Annotated in this window: 20 protein-coding genes; 8 read left to right on the forward strand and 12 right to left on the reverse strand. The window is 47.9% G+C overall.

The window, feature by feature from the left end; all coding sequences use genetic code 11:
• Nucleotides 1-55: 55 nt before the first annotated feature.
• The gene (locus tag SFW65_01890) at nt 56-955 is read right to left on the reverse strand and encodes a hypothetical protein (GenBank protein ID MDX1921867.1); all 900 of its coding nucleotides are present in this window, start codon (nt 953-955) and stop codon (nt 56-58) included.
• Nucleotides 956-1,020: 65 nt separating this feature from the next.
• A complete protein-coding gene (locus tag SFW65_01895; protein MDX1921868.1) occupies nt 1,021-2,781 on the reverse strand; it encodes an acyl-CoA dehydrogenase in 1,761 nt (586 codons plus the stop codon).
• A 128-nt stretch (nt 2,782-2,909) separates the two neighbouring features.
• On the opposite strand from SFW65_01895, the gene SFW65_01900 reads away from it, so the two are divergent.
• Entirely contained in the window at nt 2,910-3,833 is a 924-nt protein-coding gene (locus SFW65_01900) for a transglycosylase SLT domain-containing protein (GenBank protein ID MDX1921869.1), read from the forward strand.
• A 52-nt stretch (nt 3,834-3,885) separates the two neighbouring features.
• Here the strand turns inward: SFW65_01900 and SFW65_01905 are convergent, their stop codons facing one another.
• Genes SFW65_01905 through bcp form a run of 3 tightly spaced genes read right to left on the reverse strand, consistent with a single transcriptional unit; the run spans nt 3,886 to nt 6,842 of the window.
• Nucleotides 3,886-5,286 carry an FAD-binding oxidoreductase gene (locus SFW65_01905; GenBank protein ID MDX1921870.1) on the reverse strand — a complete coding sequence of 467 codons (1,401 nt, stop codon included), beginning with the start codon at nt 5,284-5,286 and terminating at the stop codon, nt 3,886-3,888.
• On the reverse strand, nt 5,286-6,284 hold the full coding sequence (locus SFW65_01910) for an L-threonylcarbamoyladenylate synthase (protein ID MDX1921871.1): 999 nt from the start codon (nt 6,282-6,284) through the stop codon (nt 5,286-5,288). The genes SFW65_01905 and SFW65_01910 overlap by 1 nt, the downstream gene beginning before the upstream one ends.
• Nucleotides 6,285-6,287: 3 nt before the next feature.
• Complete coding sequence (bcp, locus tag SFW65_01915; GenBank protein MDX1921872.1) at nt 6,288-6,842, reverse strand: thioredoxin-dependent thiol peroxidase; 555 nt, start codon at nt 6,840-6,842, stop codon at nt 6,288-6,290.
• A gap of 155 nt (nt 6,843-6,997) precedes the next feature.
• On the opposite strand from bcp, the gene SFW65_01920 reads away from it, so the two are divergent.
• Nucleotides 6,998-10,177: an AsmA-like C-terminal domain-containing protein gene (locus SFW65_01920; GenBank protein ID MDX1921873.1), complete on the forward strand. Its 3,180-nt coding sequence runs from the start codon at nt 6,998-7,000 to the stop codon at nt 10,175-10,177.
• Between the two features lie 317 nt (nt 10,178-10,494).
• Nucleotides 10,495-10,806, forward strand: coding sequence for a hypothetical protein (locus tag SFW65_01925; GenBank protein ID MDX1921874.1), 312 nt, complete (start codon nt 10,495-10,497; stop codon nt 10,804-10,806).
• 15 nt (nt 10,807-10,821) lie between these two features.
• Here SFW65_01925 and SFW65_01930 read toward each other — a convergent pair whose 3' ends face one another.
• A complete protein-coding gene (locus SFW65_01930; protein ID MDX1921875.1) occupies nt 10,822-12,291 on the reverse strand; it encodes a L,D-transpeptidase family protein in 1,470 nt (489 codons plus the stop codon).
• 119 nt (nt 12,292-12,410) lie between these two features.
• Nucleotides 12,411-13,652 carry a tyrosine--tRNA ligase gene (gene tyrS, locus SFW65_01935; protein MDX1921876.1) on the reverse strand — a complete coding sequence of 414 codons (1,242 nt, stop codon included), beginning with the start codon at nt 13,650-13,652 and terminating at the stop codon, nt 12,411-12,413.
• Between the two features lie 42 nt (nt 13,653-13,694).
• Here tyrS and SFW65_01940 point away from each other — a divergent pair, with 42 nt between their 5' ends.
• The gene (locus tag SFW65_01940) at nt 13,695-14,759 is read left to right on the forward strand and encodes an anhydro-N-acetylmuramic acid kinase (GenBank protein ID MDX1921877.1); all 1,065 of its coding nucleotides are present in this window, start codon (nt 13,695-13,697) and stop codon (nt 14,757-14,759) included.
• 1 nt (nt 14,760) lies between these two features.
• On the opposite strand, the gene SFW65_01945 is transcribed toward SFW65_01940, so the two are convergent.
• Complete coding sequence (locus tag SFW65_01945; protein MDX1921878.1) at nt 14,761-16,731, reverse strand: hypothetical protein; 1,971 nt, start codon at nt 16,729-16,731, stop codon at nt 14,761-14,763.
• A 147-nt stretch (nt 16,732-16,878) separates the two neighbouring features.
• Nucleotides 16,879-17,550, reverse strand: a complete 672-nt coding sequence (locus SFW65_01950) for an alpha/beta hydrolase (protein MDX1921879.1) — start codon at nt 17,548-17,550, stop codon at nt 16,879-16,881.
• Nucleotides 17,551-17,796: 246 nt separating this feature from the next.
• Here SFW65_01950 and SFW65_01955 point away from each other — a divergent pair, with 246 nt between their 5' ends.
• The 3 genes from SFW65_01955 (at nt 17,797) to SFW65_01965 (ending at nt 19,900) form a co-directional block, all read left to right on the forward strand.
• Nucleotides 17,797-18,912: a cysteine desulfurase family protein gene (locus SFW65_01955; GenBank protein MDX1921880.1), complete on the forward strand. Its 1,116-nt coding sequence runs from the start codon at nt 17,797-17,799 to the stop codon at nt 18,910-18,912.
• 11 nt (nt 18,913-18,923) lie between these two features.
• Entirely contained in the window at nt 18,924-19,562 is a 639-nt protein-coding gene (hscB, locus tag SFW65_01960) for a Fe-S protein assembly co-chaperone HscB (GenBank protein MDX1921881.1), read from the forward strand.
• A 170-nt stretch (nt 19,563-19,732) separates the two neighbouring features.
• Nucleotides 19,733-19,900 carry a hypothetical protein gene (locus SFW65_01965; protein ID MDX1921882.1) on the forward strand — a complete coding sequence of 56 codons (168 nt, stop codon included), beginning with the start codon at nt 19,733-19,735 and terminating at the stop codon, nt 19,898-19,900.
• Nucleotides 19,901-19,912: 12 nt separating this feature from the next.
• Here SFW65_01965 and SFW65_01970 read toward each other — a convergent pair whose 3' ends face one another.
• From SFW65_01970 to recG, 3 genes are all read right to left on the reverse strand, one after another.
• The gene (locus SFW65_01970) at nt 19,913-20,464 is read right to left on the reverse strand and encodes a peptidylprolyl isomerase (protein MDX1921883.1); all 552 of its coding nucleotides are present in this window, start codon (nt 20,462-20,464) and stop codon (nt 19,913-19,915) included.
• Nucleotides 20,465-20,687: 223 nt separating this feature from the next.
• A complete protein-coding gene (locus SFW65_01975) occupies nt 20,688-21,191 on the reverse strand; it encodes an isoprenylcysteine carboxylmethyltransferase family protein (GenBank protein ID MDX1921884.1) in 504 nt (167 codons plus the stop codon).
• Between the two features lie 5 nt (nt 21,192-21,196).
• Nucleotides 21,197-23,278 carry an ATP-dependent DNA helicase RecG gene (gene recG, locus SFW65_01980; GenBank protein MDX1921885.1) on the reverse strand — a complete coding sequence of 694 codons (2,082 nt, stop codon included), beginning with the start codon at nt 23,276-23,278 and terminating at the stop codon, nt 21,197-21,199.
• Nucleotides 23,279-23,414: 136 nt separating this feature from the next.
• Here recG and SFW65_01985 point away from each other — a divergent pair, with 136 nt between their 5' ends.
• Nucleotides 23,415-23,681 carry a succinate dehydrogenase assembly factor 2 gene (locus SFW65_01985; GenBank protein ID MDX1921886.1) on the forward strand — a complete coding sequence of 89 codons (267 nt, stop codon included), beginning with the start codon at nt 23,415-23,417 and terminating at the stop codon, nt 23,679-23,681.
• Nucleotide 23,682 lies beyond the last annotated feature (1 nt).

A 23,682-nucleotide genomic window follows, 5' to 3' on the forward strand; every position in this document is an offset into this window, starting at 1 on the left:
TGCGGGCGTTGCCTTCTTTGCATGGCAAACCACCAAATACGGCAAACACTCTTAATTAGTATTTTATACTAAACGCGTTTGCGCCGCCGTTGAGCTGATGCTCGAATTCAAATATCGGTATCGTGTATTTGGCTACTTTAGAGCCATATTTTTTTCTTAACATGCGTTGTGCTTTCAGGCGTTCCTGTTCGACATTCTCAAAACCGGAATATTTTGGCCGATGGGTCAAGTCGGGCCAGAATTTGTGGTACAGCGTGTCTTTGATGTTGTGCGCAAATTTATCCATGTTTTCAAATCCATGCGCTTTTGCTTCCAAAAGAATGCTGAGCATCAGTTCGGGGGTATAGCAATAAAAAGCTGAAACGCCTTCGACTTGCTCCGCTTGCATGAAATGTGTCACGGCAATGCGTTCGATAGGGACGGGAATGACTATTTTGCCGTCAATGCGTTCATAACGCTGCTCACCTACGGCAATCACTGCCATGCCGCCTTTGCTTGCCGCATAGCGCATTAAATGCATGTGCATAATGTGTGCGCAATTGGCAAGAATATAAGGCGTTTCAACACTTCCTTGAAAGAACGAGACGATATCCAGCGTTGGTACTTCAGGGGTAAGATTGTGCTGTTTGCAAAACTCGAACGCATAGGCAATGTCCATTTTATTGACATCGTTATCGTATTTCAAAATCAACGGGGTGAATGGAATTTTTTCCTGCACCATGGTGCGGGCAACCAGCTCGCTATCAATGCCACCACTCATCGCTACATAAATCGGTTTGGTTGCGGCATTTGCAATTTTTTTGGCCGCCACCGCCATTTCAATGTCGAATGATTTTGGTTGCGAAGCGCAAGGGCCAAATGTGACCCATAATGGTTGGCCTTGTTCATCAAAGTTATAACGATTTTTTCTTCTGCCCCAGCCGAATTGCCAGTGGTTATTGTCAGAAAATATCATTTGTTTGGGCGTAGTGGTTACCATGCAGGCAGTGTAAGAATGCGTATTGCTAAAGTCAAACCGGCTTAAAACCAGTTTTCCGGCATCGTCATTACGCCATGCTGTTTTGCAAGTATGACAGGTAAAAGCCCAGCAGTTTGCGGCAGAATGCTTTCGGCATAAAACCGCGCAGTGATAAGTTTGCTTTCCAAAAAATCTGCCGAAAAATCTTGTGGAGCTTTAAGCTCGTTATGCGCGATGCGCGCTGATTCTGCCATGCGGGCCCCGCCAGCGGTAACTGCAAATAAGCGCAAGAATGGCACAGCTGCAAATGCAGCAGCATTCATATCTGTTTTTGCAAGCGGCAATAAATAAGCAGCAGCTTTTTCCAAATGCCCAAGCGAAGTATTCAGGCTTGTGGCAATTGCCGCCGCGTCATCACCGTTTTCTGCGCCGAGCGCTTTGGAAATTTCTTTCATCTCCGTTACATAGGCATTAAATGCCTTCCCATCATCCCTCGCCAATTTGCGGAACACCAAATCATTGGCCTGAATGCCGTTGGTTCCTTCGTAAATTGCCAATACGCGTGCATCACGCATGTGCTGCGCAGCCCCGGTTTCTTCCACAAACCCCATACCGCCAAAGACCTGAACGGCAGTGGATGTGAGTTCGTTTGATAAATCGGTAATCCATGCTTTTACAAGAGGTGTCAGCAGCTCCACGCGTTCCTGATGCTTCGCGTCAATGGCAAACGCTGCGCTGTAGGCAAGGGCCCGCGCTGCTTCGGTTTGCGATTTCATCATCATCAACATGCGGCGCACATCGGGATGATGAATGATGGTTACGGGTTTATCCGCCCCTTTCTTAAGCGGTTTGCTTTGTACACGGGCGCGCGCAAAGTCTGCCGCGTGCTGCATGGAGCGTTCGCATAATGCTAGGCCCTGTAGGCCAACACCGATGCGGGCATTATTCATCATCACGAACATTGCTTCGATACCGCGGTTTTCATCCCCGACAAGTTCAGCATAGCAATTGCCCTTATCGCCATACGACATGGTGCACGTGGGGCTGGCATGTTGACCAAGTTTATGTTCAATCGAAATGGCATAAGCATCATTGCGTGGCCCGAGCGTGCCATCTGGATTGACCAGAAATTTTGGAACAAGGAATAGGGATAAACCTTTTGTGCCTTCCGGTGCATCGGGCAAGCGTGCCAGCACCAGATGGATGATGTTTTCGGTCATGTCGTGTTCACCATAGCTGATGAATATCTTCTGACCGCTCAGTTTGTAATGATTGCCGTCTTTAACCGCTTTACAGCGCACTGCGCCGACATCGGAACCAGCTTGTGGTTCTGTTAAATTCATAGTGCCAGACCATGCGCCGGAAACCATCTTGGGCAGGTATAATTTCTTCTGTGCTTGGGTTCCATGCACATTTAACAATTCAATTGCGCCTTGGTTCAGTAGTGTGCACAAGGCAAGGGAAAGGTTTGCAGTTTGCAGCATTTCCTGTACGGGCATGGCAAGCGTTGCTGGCAATCCTTGCCCGCCAATATCTTCGCCGAATGACAAACCATTCCAGCCACCATCAACATATTCTTTATACGCTGCCGCAAATCCATCGGGCATTGTTACGGCGCCATTCGAAAATTTTAAACCCTGTTTGTCGCCCGTATGATTAAGCGGCGCGAAAGTTCCTGCGGCTAACTTTCCTGCTTCTTCCAAAATGGAGCGCGTGAGGTCTTCGCTTGTCGAATCGAAGCCGGGAAGTGCGGCCAGTTTTTCGATACCTATCAAACGGGTGAGGACAAATAAAATGTCATTAATCGGGGGGGTGTATGTCATAGTCACTCTTATGGGTCGGGCAGATTCACGCGATTAAATTTTTTCGGTCGTTTTTGTCTAATCGCGATCTGCCCTAAAAATTTGGCACGGTCTTTGCCAATAAAGGGTTAAGGGAAGGAATGTGCGGAATGACCGATATATTGCAAAGTGCCATTACAGAGCTTTCAAAAAACCAGCAAAATCAATCTGTTGGTAAAAGCAGTGTAGTTGCGGCTATTCAGGTTGCCAGCGCCCGAACCGGGGTGGATTTTGCCTACCTGCTTAATAAAGCCGACCAAGAGAGCAGTTTAAATCCAAACGCCAAGGCAAGCACTTCTTCCGCAAGCGGATTATTCCAGTTCATTAAATCAACCTGGCTGAAGATGGTCAAAGAACATGGCAGTGACTATGGCCTGTCGGATGAAGCTGCTGCAATTACGGAAAAGAATGGTCAGTTAAGTGTCAGCGACCCAGAAATGCGCAAGAAGATTTTAAATTTGCGGCATGACCCGGTTTTATCATCGGCGATGGCAGCAGAATTCACTAAAGAAAATAAAGATTATCTCGATGCATCAGTCGGTGGAACCATTGGAAACACTGAATTATACATGGCGCATTTTTTAGGCGCGGGCGGTGCATCAACCTTCTTGAAAAAAATGCATGCAGCGCCAAATGCCCCTGCGGCAGACTTCTTGCCGGAAGCAGCGGATGCAAATCCAAGTGTGTTTTATTCCAAAACAGGTCGTGCATTAAGCCTAAAAGAAATTTACAACCGCTTTGCCAAGAAGTTTGATAGCGAACCAGCAAGCGCAACCATGGTGGCTTCGGCCGTGCCCGTTATGAATTCGAGCCGTGAGTTGTCGTCTTCGGCATCCATTACACGCCCAAGCCAGCAAAGCGTGGCAAGCAATGTGACTGTAGATATGGATGTAATGCAGCAAGTGTTAAAGCAAACAAATGGCACCTCCGATACGCTATTTAACACGATGATTTTAGCACAAATGCATATGAATGATGCATTGACTAGCGTTGGTACAAAGCGCCAAGAATATAAATCATCCTTCGCTGCTTAAGTATTATTTTTCGCGACTGCTCTGCGCCTGACGGCGTAACCGCGACTGCAATTTAGAACAATACACCTGGATTCATAATCCCCTTGGGGTCAAGCGTTTGTTTGATGCTGCGCATCGTTTGTAATTCAATCGGTGATATGGTGCGGTGAAATTCCGCTTTTTTAAAACGGCCGATGCCATGCTCTGCGCTGATGGATCCGCCAAGACTAATCACTAAATCATGGAGTGCGCTGGCAACCAATTCACGCTTGGCGATGAATGCGTCTTTATCGCCATCTTCCGGTTGGCTGATATTAAAATGAATGTTGCCGTCACCAATGTGACCAAAGGTATAGGGGCGGGCGCCTGGTATAAGCTTTTCCACCAGCCTGCTGCCCTGATCGATGCATGCAGGCATCTGGCTGATGGGAATGGAAATGTCATGCTTTAGCGATGCGCCCATGCGGTTTTGTGCCTCGACAATCGCTTCGCGTAACGCCCAGAATTCACGGTTTTGCGCTATGCTCTCGGCTATCGCAGCGTTTTGAATGAGTGACTTTTCCAGAAATGGTTCTAAAATGCTGGATAGGCTTTCGCCGCCAGCAGATGTGACATGGGTTTCAATCAGCGCTATCCATTCATAATTATTGGCGTCATCAAACGGTTTGCGGGCATTGCAATGCTTGACCGCGCTATCAATAGCAAGGCGTGGCATCAATTCGAATGCCGCAAGTGTATCTTGTGATGCACTGCGCAGTTTGCCCAATACGTCAATCGCCGCTTGCGGAGAGGCAAGTGCAATCAGGGCTGTTTCAACCCGTTCTGGTTTCGGTAATAATTTAAGGGTGGCCGCGGTAATTATGCCAAGCGTGCCTTCTGACCCAATCAACAATTGTTTCAAATCATACCCAGAATTGTTCTTGCGTAGACTGCGCAGACCATTCCAAATGCTGCCATCGGGCAATACCACTTCAAGCCCAAGAATTTGTTCGCGCATATTGCCATAGCGAAGCGTATAGGACCCGCCCGCATTTGTCGCTGCTAGCCCCCCAATGCAAGCCGAGCCTTGCGATGCCAATGTCATTGCGAATAGCCGGTTTTGTGCAAATGCCGCTTCTTGTACAATTTGCAAAATACAACCCGCTTCGGCAACCATGCTGAAATCAGCGGCATCAAAACTGCGGATTTTATTGAGGCGCTTTAAGCTAATACAGAGCGATGAATTATCTTCAGATGGAACAGATGCGCCAACAAGACCGGTGTTGCCACTTTGCGGAACAAGCGGCGTGTTGTGTGCAGCGCATAGCTTTACAATTTCGGAAACTTCCAGCGTATTTTTTGGTAAAAGCACAGCCGGACTTTTTGATTGGATGCGTCCACGCCATTCGTGCAGATAAGCTTCTTTATCTGAAGGTTCGGTCAGAATGCCAGATGGGCCTAGCAGCGTAGTCAGTTTTTTTATGACGTCATTCATCACGCATCGTCTCTGGGGGCGGCGGCTCTGCGCAGACGGTCATTCATGGCAAGGCCAAGGCCCGTTTCAGGAATTTGCATCACGGCGATTGTTGTTATCTCGGGTTTATCCAGTTCACGCAGCATAGCAAAAAGATTGGCCGCTGCCTCGTGCAAATCGCCGCGTTCGCTTAAATTCAGCTTCATTTTACCGCTTTTTATACCCATTTCGGGGCCAAAAGCGAGTAATGCCTCGTCAGCATCGGCATGGGTTGCATTAAGTCGCACACGCGCATTCGGCGCATAGTGGCTTTGCAACTGGCCGGGGGCAGTGGGTGTTTCACTATGCCCTGTAAACACCTTTACCTTGCCGATTACCACTTCGATTTCCGCCTGCGTGATGCCGCCTTGACGCAAAATTATCGGAACGTCGCCTGTAACATCCAGAATGGTGGATTCAAGACCGATGGGCGAACGGCCTGCACCCAAAATTAAATCGACTTTATTGCCAAGTGATTCCAACACATGCAGCGGCGAAGTTGCACTGACACTCCCAGAGCGGTTGGCGCTTGGCGCAGCAATCGGACGGTTCACTTCACGCAATAAAGCGCGCGCAACCGCATGCGATGGAATACGCACAGCTAAACTATCCATGCCTGCACTAACAAGCCATGATAGCGCAGAGTCTTTTTTTCGTGGTAATACAAGCGTAAGCGCGCCCGGCATGAAATGCGCCGCAAGGTTTTCAGCTAGTGGCGTAATTTCAACATAAGCGGATAGTTGAGAAAAATCCGCCATGTGGACAATGAGCGGATTAAAGCTAGGGCGGCCTTTTGCAGCAAAAATCGCAGCAACGGCTTGTTCGTTCGTTGCATCCCCGCCAAGCCCGTAAACGGTTTCGGTAGGAAATGCGACAAGCTTGCCCGCGCGCAACGCTTCAGCCGCGCGCACGATAAATTCTTTATCGGGCTCCTTTTCAGGATGGGCGGCATGAAGGTTGAGCAGGGTGGGTGAATTCATGCCTTACTTCAACTTTTTTACGGCTTCCATAACTTCTTCGACATGACCCGGAACTTTTACATTGCGCCACGCGTTGCGAACAACACCTTTGCCATCAATTAAAAAAGTCGAGCGGTCAATACCCATGTATTTTCTACCATACATGCTTTTTTCAATCCATGCACCAAAAGCTGTTGCAATGCTGACGTCGTCATCGGATGCAAGATTAAAGTTCAGTTTGTATTTCTTTGCAAACTTTTGATGGGAAGCAAGGCTGTCTTTTGAAACGCCAATGACAACCGCATCCATTTTTTTGAATTTAGGAAGATTATCCTGGAAGGTGCAGGCTTCCTTGGTGCAACCGGGCGTGTCGTCTTTTGGATAAAAATAAAGCACCACATTCTTGCCTTTAAGATTGGCAAGACTGACTTTGCCTTCCAATGTTTGTAAAGACACGGAAGGAGCTTTGCTGCCAACCGATAGTTTACTTTTTGGCGCAGATTTTGCAGATGCTTTTACCGGAACTTTTTTTGTTGCAGACTTTGATGCGGCCTTGGGTGATTTCGCACCTGTTTTGATTGTTTTTGTGGTTGCAGGTTTAGCAAGTTTCTTTTTAGCAAGGGCCATTTTATACTCCGGTGAATGTTAAAACTATGGAAGCAATGATGAAAATGATGATACGATTGATAAGAGTCAAGCGTTTCCCACCCATTTTCTAATCCATTCGTTTTTTGATGCCCCGCGTAAAAAAGACAATCAAAACTACATTCGCATTAGCCCTGCATGGTTTAGCATTTTGTGGTGCTGTCGTTTTCATCGGCGTTTTTTTGCTGGCGCTTCGTTTAACGCAAGGGCCGCTCACTATTACCGAGCTTACGCCTGCATTTGAAAATGTGTTTAGCTCAAAAGAACATGGTGTCTTTGCAAAAATCGCCACCAGCGCTTTGACATGGGATAAAGAACGTCACCGTGCCATGCTGGTTCTGACGGATGTGAGACTTCAAGACAAGCTTGACCAACGCATCGCGACGGTTCCGCTTATCACACTGGGGCTACGCCCCATGGGTTATTTTGATGAAGCCCGCTCGCCCTGGAATGTCGTGGTAAAAGACCCGCATCTTCATGCCCGTATTGACCCCGCAGGGGTATTCCATTTGGGCGCGATGGGAACGGGAAGTGAGAATGCGGTCGTCCCGCCATCTGAAAGCGAACCAAAAGATGATATTTCAACAGATGAACTGCTGGCGTTAGCCAGCGATATCTTGCGCTCGCCTAATACACGCTCGGCTGGGCTTGGATTGTTCGCCAACCTCAATATCGCCAATGGCGGCATTACTATCAATGACGAAAACAAGCAAATCACATGGAATGTGGTAATGCCTGAATTGTCATTAAAGCGAAGCAGGGGTAATTATGCAGGTAAGGCCGGATTAACGGTTAGCAAAAACGGGATGCAAACCGCATTCGATTTCCAATTGAATTACGATGCAGCAAAGCGGGTATTTACGACCACTGGGTCATTTGACCATTTAAACCCTGCCCTGTTTGCAGACAGCATTCCACAGTTAAAAGCATTTAATTTCGTTTCATCCCCTTTAACGGGTTCTGTGACCTTGAGTGTGGATGAAGAAGTCAATGTGATTGATGGCGGGCTTAATCTGAATCTTGATAGGGGTGACATCAACATCCCTGACTTATACCCAAAACCATTACCCTTCAAATCAGGGCAGATTGTAGCCCGATATAACAAGAAAGATAATATTTTACGCGTTGAGCCATTACGCTTTGATTTTGAAAAAATGATATTGCAGGGCGATGCCAGTATTCATGTGGGGTCAACCCCGCGTGATATGACCGCGACATTCAAATTATCCGATATCCCTGTTGAGCAATTGCCGCAGTTGTGGCCGGAAAACGCGGGTAAAAATGCGCGCGACTGGATTTTGGAGAATGTCCACAAAGGCAGGCTGGATGAAGTAGTTGTCAATCTCGGGATGACGGTTCCTGAAAACGATGTCAGCGCAGCAACGCTGAAAGATGTGCATGGCACTATTAAGGTCAGTGGTATTGAAATGACCGTGTGGAAACCCTTGCCCAATTTGCAAAAAGTAGATGGAAGTGGGCCATTCACGGCAAACGGGTTTGATATTACCGTAACTGGCGGTGAAATGGGTGAGGTTAAGCTAGGACAATCGCATGTTGTGATTGATGGCCTAAGCGCCGAGGAACAAATATTGACGCTTGATGCTAATTTGACATCGCCTGCGTCTGTATTGCTCGAGATATTGGATCGTCCACCCATGGGGTATGCAAAAAAAATTGGCATCAACCCCAAAGAGACCGGAGGCAATGTGGATGGAACACTGCATATCGCATTCCCGTTACTCAAAGATTTGTTGTTCGACCAGATTGAATTAAAAGCGGACACCAAAATTACTGATGGCGCAATGAAGAATGTTGCAGGATTGGTGGATGTGACCAAAGGCAATATCGCATTGCAGGTGACCAAGGAAGGGTTGGCGTTCAAAGGTGATGGCGTATTAAATGATGTGCCATCAACGGTGGATTGGGTGGAGCGTTTTGCTGCAAGCAGTCCAACTGAATTGCTTAGCAAAGCAAGCATCAAAAGCAATGCCAAGGCGCAGGATATAAAGAAATTCGGAGTTGATTTGACAATGAACAGCGCGGCCGCGTTTCCGGTTGATGTGACGTATGAGCGCAGTGTTTCGCGTTCCAAATTGGCGGTTAGTGGCGATGCCAGCGCACCGCAATTGGACTTGCCCGATTTGTTTTATAGCAAGCCAGCCAATTCGGCATTTAATTTTACAACCGTACTGGAATGGGGCGGTAGCAAGCCGATGGAGCTTAGCGAATTAAGGGTTCGCGGCAAAGATGTAACCATTGATGGCAAAGGAAGCTTTGATGCCAGCCAGCATTTATCGAAACTGGTGATTAGTCCATTAGAGCTTGGTGAAACGCGCGGCAAGGCTGAATTTACCCGCGGCGCAGACGGTGTACCGAGTTTCCAATTGGAAGGTGATGTGCTGGATATCCGCCACAGCTTTGATGCAACGCCAGTAGATAATAAAACACCGCCAGCATCTGGAAAACCATCTGCGCCGCTTGCAGTGGATATCCAGCTGAAGCGTGTTTTGACGGGCGCGAAGGCGCAGTTGGATGATGTCAGGATCAAGGGACGGCGTGATGAATTCGGCTGGGCGGTTTTGGAAGCATCCGCCATGGCAAAAAATAAAACACCGTTTAATTTCAGTATCAAACCTACGGGCGACTACACTGTGCTTTCGGCAACCTCGCCGAACTTTGGCAATATCCTAAGTTCGCTTGATGTCACCGACACTATGATTGGCGGTAAACTAGCGATTGATGGCAAGAGCGAGCCGGGCGATAAGCTGCGTAACATATTTGGTCATATCAAACTGGATAATTATCGAATTACTAATATGCCTGTGCTGGCGCAGCTGATTAGTGCGATTTCGCCGGATGGCTTGGCGGCGATGCTGGGCGGCGAAGGATTGGGATTTGGCGAATTAAACGCGGAATATATCTGGAGCAAAGATACGATCGTTATTGATAAAGCGAACACATCTAGCGGTTCGTTGGGGCTGACGGTTGCCGGTAAAATTGATCTACAAAACAGTGCGCTGGAACTGGAGGGACAGGTAATCCCGGTGTATTTTATTAGCCGGATTCTGTCAGCCATTCCAATTGTAGGCGATATTTTAACGGGTGGCGACGGGCAAGGGGTATTTGCCGCAACCTACCGTGTGGAAGGGCCCATTGCGAAAGCAAAAGTATCGGTTAATCCGGTATCGGTGCTGGCCCCTGGTATTTTGCGAAATATCCTGTTCATGGATAAGGATATTACGAAGATTGATGGCGGCAAGAAGCAGTGATTACGCCACTTTTTTAGATTGCATAAGATTTCAATAAAAATTGAAATAATTCTCCGCGAAAGCTAATGAAAAATTAGTTACGTATATTAGCAAGTTGATAAGCGCCGCAGTTTATTCTGGTCGTATCTATTTTAGATAATGTTACTCAAGGGTAGCCGTGCATGTCTTACTCATCCGCGTTTGATACAAAAGTTACCAGAGATCCGTTGGATAACCAGTGGATAGGCGGTAAGCATAGAACGGTGGTTTGAGTAGGATATCAAGACGGCGTTGTCGGGGCTGATGGTTACAGTAATGGGTATAGAAAATCCGACCTTGTGAGTGCGATTGAAGGTAAGGATACTAGTATAGTAATTGATGCGGAGAGCATAAAAAAGCTGGTGGAAGCCGGCGACATCACATCAGCGCAAGCGCAAGCCTATTCCAAGCAGCTCTACGCAGAAATCAGAACCGCATTCCCGAATGACAATTTGTCAGGATACCAGCAAGAAGGTACCACCGCACGTTTTGCTCAAGATCTTGCCAGCTTAAATCAAGATTTGGTTGCAGCACGCAACGAAACCCGCAGACAGGATGTTGCGATGGGGTTCACCCCCCAACAGCGCCATCTTCAGTTGGGCACCACATAAAAAAACTCATCAGAATTATGTTTGAACCGGTTGATAGCGCGGCGCGGCGGTATGTGCCTGACGTGAATTATCAACGGCTGGAATAATTGCGCCATTCTGGAATGCGATAGGCGGCATGGCAAAGCGTGATGGCACATCCGCATACTTGTCACGGCGGTAAATATCGCGGTGCACGACCGCACGGTTATTCTGCGCATCCCATGTCACGGTATTATAGGTTGTTCGTACATTGATGCCCTGATTAATCGGAATACGCATATTGGCAAATTCAGGGTGCGCCCATTGCTGGCGGCCATTCTGGTCTAAATTGCCGGGTGTCATCGCGGCTTGAATCAAATCGCGGTTATTTGCATAGCCATACCCGGCGCCAAGGTTAGGATTTGTTGATAATGCGGCAACAATATCTGCAACTTTTTCTACGCGAATGCAGCCAGAGCTGAGTTGCGATTGATTGAAGGATGATCCGTTTGCCGTATGGTGCATACGGATACTGTTGGCGGCGAATTGCCCGCCTAAAATTAGTTTGATGCCGCCAAGTGGATTGGAAGGACTGGTTTTTTGTGAAAATGGACTAACGCCAGGAATATTCTGCCTTGAGAAATCGATCGTGTAGCGTTCACCATTTGTGTGTGTAAAGTCATAGGTGTTGCCTGTACCGCCAGAGGCCAGATATTGTCTGCGCAAATTGGTGATAAGCTCAGGGTTCATTAGCCCTTTGGATTCAGCTATAGATGGCGGTATATCCCAGACCGGCTGCAAGATGGCGCTTTTAACTTCCCCAGTCGCAATCGGGGTCGTTTTCATGGTGCCATCGGGTCGCAGGGCACCACCAATGACAACGGCTGAATCGCCCTGAACCCCGTTGATGCTGTAATGTGCTCTGCGTTCGGGGATGTTTACTCTAATCATGTTATTAGGAACTGAATCATCAAATCCTTCCTTACGAACTTTTGCCATCGCTACACGCAGGCTGACCAGTTTCGGGTGGTCCAAATTGCCGCGTGCAGCAAGGTGTGCGTATTGCTCTCGCATGCTGTTGTATATCGGGTGTTGTGGGCCAGCGGCATCTAATGCGGCTTCAATTTGCAACTGCGCAGGCGTTTTTGCATTTGGCGAAGTCATTTGTGCAGGCAATAGCATTGCATTTTTGAATGTTTGGGCAAAATCGCTGCCATTGCTTCGGGTAATTTCTTGTGCTGTGCGCATGATGCTTTCGGTCATCAAGCGGTCGGCAATCGCCTTGTCATTTGGATCGCGTGTGGATAGAAGCCCGTTTAATGTCTCGCGGCTGACAAATGTATCGTGGATCCCATGCGTAGCTGCATAGTTGCGAAGTTGCTCAAACAGATTAGCTTTGTTGTTCCAGAAAAGTGCGCGCGGGTTGGAATAAAGTTGCTGGGTTACGGTTGATAATTCCAGTCCGGCAGCGCGCAATACGCCATCGGGCGATACATTCGTCCTTGCGTCATAAAAAATATTATTCATCGGTTGCTCGGAATCATCATCAAATAAGCGATTATTATTCGCTAATTTGAATAACAAACCCTTACTTTGATTAACGGCAGTTAACCATTTTTAACTATGGTTTTGGGCAAAGGCCTTGATTACACCGCTTTAATCAGCGCGTGCAGTTTTTTTCCGGCAGAAAGTTTGATATCTGCGCCATCGCTTTTTAAAATATAATTTATGTTAAGCAAACGCGTGTCATCAACTTTAGCGCCACCGCCCTCAATTAAACGACGAGCATGGCCTTTGCTAGTTGCAAAACCAGCCTTCACCAATGCGTCTAATACGGGAATGCCGATCTGCAAATCTTCTTTTGAGTAAGTGATAATAGGCAAATTATCGCCGACGCTTCCTTCTTCGAATGTTTTGCGCGCGGTCTCGGCGGCGTCATGGGCTGCTTTTTCACCATGGCATAATTTGGTTGCTTCAAACGCTAGAACCTTTTTTGCGTCATTGATTTCATTTCCCTGTAATGCTGATAGCCGTGCGATTTCATCAAGCGGCAAATCGGTAAATAGTTTTAGGAATTTGCCTACATCTGCATCTTCGGTATTGCGCCAGAATTGCCAGTAATCATAGGGGCTGAGCTTATCAGCCTTCAGCCAAACAGCGCCTGCGGCAGTCTTGCCCATTTTTGCGCCGGATGATGTGGTAATCAGAGGCGTTGTTAAACCAAACAAATTCGCCTGCGCCATTTTGTGGCCAAGGTCTGTACCATTGACGATATTACCCCATTGGTCGGAACCGCCCATTTGCAGTAGGCAGCCATAGCGCTTGTGCAATTCCACAAAATCATAGGCCTGCATAATCATATAATTGAATTCAAGGAAGGTTAGCGGTTGTTCGCGGTCAAGGCGAAGTTTCACGCTATCAAAGGCTAGCATGCGGTTGATGGTAAAATGGCGGCCGACATCGCGCAGGAATGAAATGTATTCGAGTTTATCAAGCCAGTCGGCATTATTGACCATGATAGCATCTGTTGGGCCGTTGCCGAATTTCAGATAATTGCCAAAAATAGTTTTGATGGATGCAATGTTTGATGCAATCTTTTCATCATTCAGCAATTGGCGGGTTTCATCTTTGCCTGATGGGTCGCCGACTTTGGTGGTGCCGCCGCCCATAAGCACAATCGGTTTATGGCCGGCCTGTTGCAGGCGGCGCAGCAGCATGATTGAAACAAGATTGCCGACATGAAGCGAATCTGCGGTCGCGTCAAAGCCGATATAGGCGGTAATTGTTTTATTGGCTGCTGCTGCATCCAATCCCTTTTCATCGGTGATTTGGTGGATATAGCCGCGTGAATGAAGCGTTTGCAGGAAAGTTGAATTCGAAGCAGTCATTTTTTGTTTCAGTTTTGGTAAGATGTAACTAGCATTATATTTATGGCTAAATTCTCCAAATCAATCAATCGTTCTAAAAAGCGCCTATTTAGTGCAATTGGGCTGATGAGCGGCACATCCATGGATGGGATTGATGTTGCGTTGTTGCAAACCGATGGCAAGAAACACGTCAAAACCGGAGCTTTTGCAAGTTATCCTTACAGCGCCGGGTTTCGTAAAAAATTGAAAGCGGCATTGGGCAAGCGCAAAGCGCCATCCCTTGAAAAAGAATTAACAAAGCTTCATGCACGGGCGGTAAAGGCATTTTTAAAACAATTCGAATTACGTGCGAAGGATATCGATTGCGTCGGGTTTCATGGACACACACTGCACCATGAACCCGCTAAAAAAGTGACGGTGCAGATTGGCGATGGAAAATTATTGCATAAGCTTACGGGTATTCCTGTTGTTTATGATTTCCGCAGTGATGATGTTAAAGCGGGCGGGCAGGGTGCGCCATTGGTTCCTGTGTATCATCGGGCTTTGTCAGCAAGCCAAAAGACACCCATCGTATTTTTGAATATTGGTGGGGTTGCGAATATTACGTATATCGGCGCAGGACAATTGCTGGCCTGCGATACGGGCCCTGGCAATGCGCTGATTGATGATTGGGTCCAACGTCATAAAAAAGGGCTATATGATAATGGCGGTAAGCTTGCTGCAAAGGGCACAGTTGATGCGAAGTGGGTTAAGCGCTTTTTAGCCAATGCGTATTTCAAAGAGCCCATGCCCAAATCGTTGGACAGAAATACGTTTTTGAAATACATGCCAGGCCATCTGAATGCAGAGGATGGCGCGGCAACGCTTACGCAAATGACCGTGGAAGCGATTGCGCAGACGTTGAAGTTTTGCCCCAAAAAACCAAAGACAATAATCGTATGCGGCGGCGGAAGAAAAAATATTGAATTGTTGCACCGTCTACAAAAGGCAACGCGTATCAAAACCATGCCGGTTGAATGGATAAAGCTGAATGGCGACGCCATCGAAGCGCAGGCGTTTGCTTATATGGCCGTGCGCGAAGTACTGGGCTTGCCTATCAGTTTTAAGACAACAACCGGAAGAAGATAGGTTACGCGGCGCTTTGCGGCGATGGCGCACGCGATGGCGAACCATGGGGTTGCATCAGCAGGGGCTGGGTTGGCGTTGCCGCCACATTCACATACGGGTTTTGCGCTCTGGACACAAGTTGTGGCGGTATCAAATGCCGCGATGGTGCATTTTGTTCGCCAGGCTGTTCGATGCCAAGAATAATTGATGATATGCGGCGCGGGCTGATATCTTCCTGAATGAAGCGGCTATAGGGCAGATGACCGAGATAGCGCGTGAATGCTCGCATATTCGCAAGTTGTTCGCCGCGCAATTCGCCTTCGGTCCGGCGGTTTAATTCATCCACGAAGCCTGATTGAATTTCATGTGAATAGTTTTTATTTTTTACTTCGCGTGCAATCCGTTTTCTGGCTTCTTCCTGCGCCCGCTGTTCCATATTGACGCCAAACATACCGGCAAAAAAGGTTTGGAATGGATGGTCTTTTTTGTATTGTGCAAGACCAGCGCGAATTTCAGCTTGCGTCTTTGGACTTTGCAAAAGGCGCTGGCGCGATATTTCAGGATTACGCACGAAGTCATGAATGTCCTGCCCGACCTGATCATTGTATTTTTTGATTTCAGGTTTGACGCGCATGATATTGGCCGCCACAGCGTCACTCACGCGGTGTGGCACTTGTCCGTTATTTTCTGCACGTATGCGTGCTTCGTAATCGCGCGAAATACCATCCAGCATATTGGCGTTGAGAAAAGCACTAAACGTGGCGGGTTCGCTGGAAAGCGTTTTGAGGTGTTTGTAGAATGATGAGTGCTCGGCACCAGGGCTTTCACGGCGCATCCCATCCAGAAAGCCACTCGCAATTTTTTGTTGAACGGCTTTATCTGCACTAAGTGCAACAACAAGTCCGCGAATGGATATGGGCAATCCTTGTCTGATCGCGGCTTCTAACGCTTGCTGATTATTCGCAAGTTCCGGCTTAGTTTTTTTCAATTCTTCGGTCAGTTTATCGGTAGCTGTTTTTCTTAACAGTGCTGCTTCTGGATCCGAGGATGTTTGAATGCCGTTTACAATCAAATCCAGCACAGTTGTTTGCGGTGTTATTCTGCCCATTGAGAATGGCGCAGCAGCTGTTGCAGCTTGTGTTGGCGCTGCTCTTGTCGGCATAGAAGTTGCGGAGGTTGGGCGCGGGGCAGTCAGTGTGGGCGCCAAGGTAGCTGATCGCGGTACAGTAGCAATCGTTTCAAGCTTGCTTGTTGTAACTATAGTTGTGCCTGCATCGTTCTGCCGTGTTACAAATGTATTATTTTGCAACGTAATAACTTCATCGGCTTGCAGAAGCGCAGATGGAGTAGATGTTGGCGCCGCTGAAGGTGTTGCAATCTGCATTGGCAAGCTGGTTGTGGTAAATGCTTTTGGTTCACCATGCGGTAATGATGGTGTTGAAACTACGCTTGGTGTTGCGATTGGCGCTGAGCTTGGCCGTGCAACAGGTGCTGTGGTGGGAATAAAGGTTGTTGTTCGAATAGCGGTGGTTGCTCTGGTTGGTGTTACCACCACTGGGTCGGGTGCGTTTCCTGCGTCAATAATAGCTTGTAGTCGCGCAATATAAGCGGGGTCTGGTCCAACATTTATGCCATTAAGTTGGTCCAGTTTGGTGATACCTGCCAGAGGGTCTGCGCCAGCAGGAACCGAAGCGCCATTGATAAAAACAGTTGTTCCTTTTTTTGCGGCTTCGGCCATTGCCGCTTCTAAGCCTGAACGCGTTCTACTCAGAATGAACGCACTTTTTGCATACGCTTCAGCATCACTTAGCAATGAAACACTATCTAGTTCAGCAAGCGTGTATACTGATCCATCTTTTTTTCTGAATGCGGCTTGATATTCTGAATTATTGAAAATCTGCTGGCCTAAATTACCGCTAGCAGCGTTGATTTCGTTTAATTCGGCTTGCGCTGCTGCTGCCGCATTTTTTTGTGCTTGAGTTGCCATCCGCATATTTTCGCGGAAAATACTTCACATTTTATTAAATGGTAACCAGTTATTAACAGTTATCGCTTGGAACTGCCAGTTCAAGGCATGAAAAAACCGGCTCCATTCATTAATCAGGGCCGGTTTTTCTAATTAGTTAAGAACCTTAGTTGGCTACCCCGCCATCGCAAAGCCCATGCTTGCCGGGTTGAATAGGGCTTGGTCGAGATAGCTTTCAACGGCCTTTTGCATGTGGTCGGTTTTGTCGGTGAAGAAGTGGTCTGCGCCTTGAATGACGCGGTAATCGATTTTGATGCCGCGTTGGTAGGAAAGCTTGTGCACCAGTTTGGCAACGCTTGGTTCGGGCACGATTTCATCTTGATCGCCTTGAATGATCATGCCGCTGGTGGGGCATGGGGCAAGGAAGGTGAAGTCGAGCATGTTGGCGGGCGGCGCGATGGAAATGAAGCTGTCGATTTCTGGGCGGCGCATCAGCAATTGCATGCCAATCCATGAACCGAAGGAGAAGCCTGCAACCCACACGCTGCGCGCGGCGGGGTTGATGGTTTGCAACCAATCGAGCGCGGAGGTTGCATCGGCCAATTCGCCTTCGCCGCGGTCATATGAACCCTGGGAACGGCCAACGCCGCGGAAGTTGAAGCGTAATGTTGCGAAATCGCGGCTGGTGAATGATTGATAGACGTTGAACACGACCTTGTTGTTCATCGTGCCGCCATGTTGCGGGGAAGGGTGCAAAACCAGCGCGATGGGCGCGGTTGGTGATTTACCTGGGCTATAACGGCCTTCGAGACGTCCGGCTGGGCCGTTAAATAGGACTTCTGGCATACTGCACACCCTTAAATTGGCTGTTTACAATTTGTTAATAAATTCACTATAGCGGATTAAATCGTTAATTTTCAAGGTTTTCGTGCATCAAGCCCAAAAAAATCCTTTAATGAAAGGCATAAATGAACAAAAAACTCAGAAATCCGCTTATAAAGGCAACGTAGCAGACAGGTTTGAAATTAAAAACAACTGCTTTGGTTTGTGGTAGTTTGGGCGCTTATATATAGAGGGATTAATGACCGCCCAATGAGTAATACATCAGTTTATCTGGATTATGCCGCAACCACGCCCGTGAAGCCTGAGGTGATTAAGGCAATGACGCTGGCACTTGAAAGTCATGGCAATGCATCGTCGGTGCATGGGTTTGGCCGCGATGCTCGCCATAAAGTGGAGGGGGCAAGGGCGCTCATTGCCAAGCGGTACCATACCAAGCCATCACAAATCACGTTCACCAGCGGTGCAACCGAAGCCAACAATCTGGCGTTTCATCAATTTGTGGGACGCCCCCATATTGTTTCTGCGATTGAACATCCATCCATTATGCAAACGGCGCATGCTCCGCTGATTATTGATGTGCAGGAAGATGGCGCGATAAATCTCAATAGCTTGGAAGAGCTTCTTAAAGCAAATCCTCATGCCTTTGTAAGTATCATGCTGGTCAATAATGAAACGGGCGTTATTCAGCCTGTAAAGGAAGCAGCGGCACTTGCGAAGGAATATGGTGCAATCATTCATTGCGACGCTGTGCAGGGCGCAGGCCGTATGCCAATAAATTTCAAGGATTTGGGCGTAGATATGATGAGCATTTCCGCGCATAAACTTGGCGGGCCGCAGGGTATTGGCGCATTGATTGCAAATGACACCATCAAACTGGCACCGATGATTACGGGCGGTAGTCAAGAATCACGCAAACGTGCTGGCACGGAAAATGTGGCAGCGATAACCGGATTTGGGTGTGCCGTTGAATTAATCGATGCAGATTTGGAAAAAGCAAGTGAATGGATAAAATGGCGCGGTATGTTTGAAATGCTGATTACACAGCGTGTACCGCAAGCCAAAGTGTTTGGCGCAGACGCGCCGCGCGTTGCCGGAATCTCCTGCATCACTATGCCGGGGGTGCGCAATGATACCCAATTAATGGCGTTTGATTTAGCAGGTGTGGCGGTGAGCAGCGGTTCGGCTTGTTCCAGCGGAAAAGTGCAGCCATCACCCGTATTAAAAGCCATGGGCGCGAGCGAAGCCGATGCAACATCGGCGATTAGGGTTAGTTTCGGCTGGGGAACCAGCATCGCCGAGTTAGAAAAACTTGCAGAACTTTGGTTGAACCTATATCAACGAAGCAGCAAAACGAAGGCAGCGTAAGGATTCTCCCTATGGATAATGTGGACATTGATAAGGTGATTGACCTTTCGTCAAACCAGCAGGATTTCCTGTGCTGGTCGTGCCATCAGAATTTATCTGTTCGCGCCATGTTTTGTAACCATTGCGGCAGCATTCAACCGGTGCGTGATATTGATCATTTTCAACGCATGGGTATTGAGAAGAAAGTTGATCTTGATTTGCAGGCGCTTGAAAAAAACTACGCCGCACTGCAACGCACCTTTAATCCCGAACGCTTCATAATTAGAAACCAGCAGGAAAAAACCTATGCGGCCAAGCACCGCGAAGCCGTGCAAATGGCGTTTGATAATTTGCGCGACCCCGTTAGTCGCAGCCGTTATTGGTTGATGCTAAACAAACAAGAAGCCAAAGAAAGTTCAACCCAGCAGAACTCCGCCATTATCTCTGAATTGCATGGCATGTATGAAGGCGCATTGGACACGGTTGCACTTGATAGGTTGGCGCAGCGCACGGGTCAGGAAATTGAAATGGGCATCATTCGTCTGTTGTCGGTGTTGCGTACCCAAGACTGGGATTCAGCCAACAGAGTGCTCTCGGAGCTTGATGAACTCGAAACGCTGATTACGGCGGTTCGTGAGAAACGCCAGTCGCTCACGCCGCACGCGAAATAGCATTTTATATTGGTAATTAAATGTTAACCATACATTTAAAGTATTCATACATAGGCGAGTGCTAGAACTGTTATATCGCCACCCTATGACGTGTTTTTTTTGTGCAATAGCAGTTAATGGCGTATTCTTCGAAGACGGATGAGGTTATTAAAAGAGATGGGGGGATTGTCATGGCTAATAATGACACCCGTATTCATCCTTCAACCCCATCTGGTGTCCCCGAAGGACCCGTTGCCAGACGGCTGCGCGATATCACCGAAGATTTGGCAAAAAAATCCGGTGAAACAATTATAGAGGAATATCATAAAAAAATGAAAAAAGCCCCGCATCCAAAATAGCTGACGATAGGCTTATTCCTTTGCGTCGGCTGCAACCTGCATTTTCACGATTTTGTCTGGAATAATCACAGTGCCGTTATTGGCCTTGTTGCCCTTTTTAATGTGATCAACAAACTCCATACCTGACACAACCTGACCCCATACGGTGTATTGGCCATCAAGGAACGGAGCAGCATCAAGGCAAATGAAGAATTGGCTGTCAGCGCTATCAGGATTAGATGCGCGTGCCATGGATGCTGTGCCGCGCACATGGTGCTCAGATGAAAATTCAGCAGGAATATTTTTGCCCGAACCGCCGGTGCCGTCACCCTTTGGGTCGCCGCCCTGGGCCATGAAGCCATCAATTACACGATGGAATGCAAGACCGTCATAGAATTTCTGGCGAACCAGTTCCTTGATGCGCGCGACATGTTTTGGCGCAAGGTCAGGACGCAATGCGATGATGACACGGCCATCCTTCAAATCAAGCAGCAAGGTATTTTCAGGATCTTTAATCGCAGGATTTGCTGCGGGTGCTGGTGCGGTCACGGTGGGTGTTCCTTTCGGTGCAGTTTTATCAACCATCACCCCTTGAGCGTTTGCAAACATGGGTGCGATAGCGAGGGAGGAAAGTGATAGAAAAACGGTCAAAAGAAAAGCGAAAAATGAGCGCATGAAAAGTCCCCGTGGTTGAAAGGTAAACGGTAGTCTAGCGATATGGCATTTTGATGAAAGGGAGATTCTTAATTATCGCTCAAACGCTGCTGGGCTTCGTCCGCATAAGCGGGCGGGCCAGCGGGCCCTATCCTTAACGCAATTGCGCCAATGCAGCATTTTCTTCACGCACTCGCACGAAAATCCACAAAGCGGTCAACCCGCCAAAAAAAGCAGCAAGTGGCCATTGCCCGAATGTCATGGAAAGTGCAATCACTTCACCAAACAAGGCAATGTAAATCGGGTGGGCGATGAAACGGTAGGGCCCGCCTGCAACAGGTTTACTGCCGGGCACAATGATGATGCGTGTTGTCCAGTATTTACCCAGATGAACAATTGCCCACCAGCGCAAGCTTTGCATTCCGATGTATAGGGTAAGCCAAATAAAATTGACCGGGGTATTTTTGAGCGTAAAAATAGGTAGGGCAATTAGCCACAATGCATACACAGCAAAAATAGGCCAGCGTTGCCATGATGCGAATTCTTTCCCACCTTCGCTGCGCATTGTTTTGGTCTTGATTTCCCCATAAACAATTTCGCCGACACGAAAGGCGCCGGTGAGAATGGCAAGAGTAAGAGCAGCTTCATTGATGAACATGGCGGCTATCCTGAGCGAAGTGTTTTAATTGCCTTATCATACTGGAATAAATAGAGCAGGTGGCGCAAGGCTTTCCCGCGCTCACTCTCTAATTCAGGGTCTTTGTTGATAATCAGCTTGGTATCATCGCGTGCGGTTTGCAGTAATTCGCCATGTGCCGATAAATCGGCCAGCTTAAAGTCAGGATAACCGCTTTGGCGCTTGCCCAATAATTCGCCAGGACCGCGTAGGCGTAAATCTTCCTCCGCTATTTTAAAACCATCATCGGTTTCACGCATCATTTTTAAACGCGCTTTGGCGATTTCGCCTAAAGGCTCCGCAAATAATAACAGACAAGCGGATGGTTTGTCATTGCGCCCCACGCGTCCACGCAATTGATGGAGTTGCGCAAGACCAAACCGTTCTGCATGTTCAATCACCATTAATGTGGCATCGGGAACATCTACGCCCACTTCGATAACGGTGGTGGCAATCAGCAAACCTGCATTGCCTTTGGCAAAGCGTTCCATTTCCTTTTCGCGTTCGGCCGATTTCATTTGCCCATGCACGAGTGCAACATTCGCTTCGCCCAAATGCAGTTTCATTTTGGCATAGCGGTCTGTTGCCGCAGCCAAATCAATTAATTCGGATTCTTCAACTAATGGACAAACCCAATAAACTTTCTCACCGGTTTTTAGTTTGCGTGCGACTGCTTCTATAACTTCATCAAGCCGGCCAAGCGGGATGGTGCGCGTATCAATCGTGCGCCGCCCTGCGGGTTTTTCCGTTAAACGTGACACTTCCATGTCGCCGTAGGTAGTCAGCGTAAGTGTGCGCGGAATAGGCGTTGCGGTCATGACCAATAAGTCAGGCGTGATGCCTTTATCGGATAAGGCGAGGCGTTGATGGACGCCAAAACGGTGCTGTTCATCAATAACGATGAGGCCAAGGTTGTTAAAGCACACATCATCCTGAAATACGGCATGGGTGCCGATAATAATATTAGCCTTGCCACGTTCCATATCATCCAATGTTTCGCGCCGCGCAGCCGTATTTAATTTGCCGTGAAGCAAAGTGACGGTTATAGGTAATCCCGTGACAAGTTTGCCGATGCTGGCAAAATGTTGTTGTGCCAGAATTTCGGTGGGCACCATTAAGCAGGCCTGTGCACCTGCTTCCACGGCTTGCAACATCGCCATGAGTGCAACCAAGGTTTTTCCGCTGCCCACATCACCCTGTAACATGCGCAGCATGCGGTCACCTTTTTGCATATCGGTGCTGATTTCTTTTATGGCGATGGTTTGCGAACCCGTTAGCGCAAAGGGCAATTGGTCCAGCAATTTTTTTTGCAACATCCCGTTGCCTATCAAGCTGCGGCCTTTCAATACACGGGTTTTTTCGCGTGTTAATGCAAGTGCAAGCTGGTTCGCCAGCAGTTCATCGTAGGCAAGACGGCAACGTGCGGGGTTTTGTGGTGCACACTCGATGTCCGATTGCGGGTTATGCAGTGTTTGCAGCGCATTTCGCCATGTTGTCCAGCTTTGTTTTTTCAAATAACTTGCATCAATCCATTCGGGCAATTCTGGAGCACGTGCCAGTGCAAGCTGAATGCTTTTACGTAGCGATTTGGATGGAAGGCCAGCAGTTAGATTATAAACGGGTTCAACAGCAGGAATTTCATGTTTGCGAGAGACTGGCACAACATATTCTGGATGGGTGATTTGTTTCTTGCCGTTGAAATCATCAAATGTGCCACTGACAATTATCTTTTCGCCAATCGGAAATTGCTTTTGCAAGGTTGCTTCATACGCTTTGAAATAAACGATATCCAGAAATCCAGTGTTATTGCTAACGCGTACGCGTGATGGTTTGCCGTGCTTCCCCATATCGATATGTTCAACTTCAACTTCCAAGGTGACGGTTTGACCTGGCGTTGCGCGCATGATGGGCGGGGCCGCGCGCCGATCAATCACGCGGAAGGGGCGGTGCCATATCAAATCCACCACCAATGGCCCGCATAATTTGGCGATAAATATGGCAAAGCGCGGTCCAATCCCTTTCAGGCTTTGGAGTGATGTAAATAACGGATCGAGCAAGGATGGGCGCATACCTATAATGTATAAGGCGCTTTTATCGGTCTGACAATTTTGCTAGCTTGAAGCGTATTATATGACCCGCTGCGCCCGATATGTACCAAGTTACATGGGGGCAAGGCGGCGTTTGGCGTTTCATGTAGGTAAAAATATGGCTGAAGCATTAGAGCATTTACGCAAAAAACTTATCTTCCGTTCGTGGCACAGGGGTACGCGCGAGATGGATTTGATGATGGGAAAATTTGCCGACGCAAGTTTGCCAAATTATACCGCCGAGCAATTGTGCGCCTATGAAGAGCTTATGCATGAAAATGACCCGGATATTTATAACTGGATAACCTTACAGGAAGCACTACCTGAACACGTGCAGGGTAATACTGCCCTTAAGGAACTCATCGCGTTTTATAATAAGAAATAAC

It is taken from the genome of Alphaproteobacteria bacterium, from assembly GCA_033762625.1.
Classification (GTDB): Bacteria; Pseudomonadota; Alphaproteobacteria; order UBA9219; family RGZA01; genus RGZA01.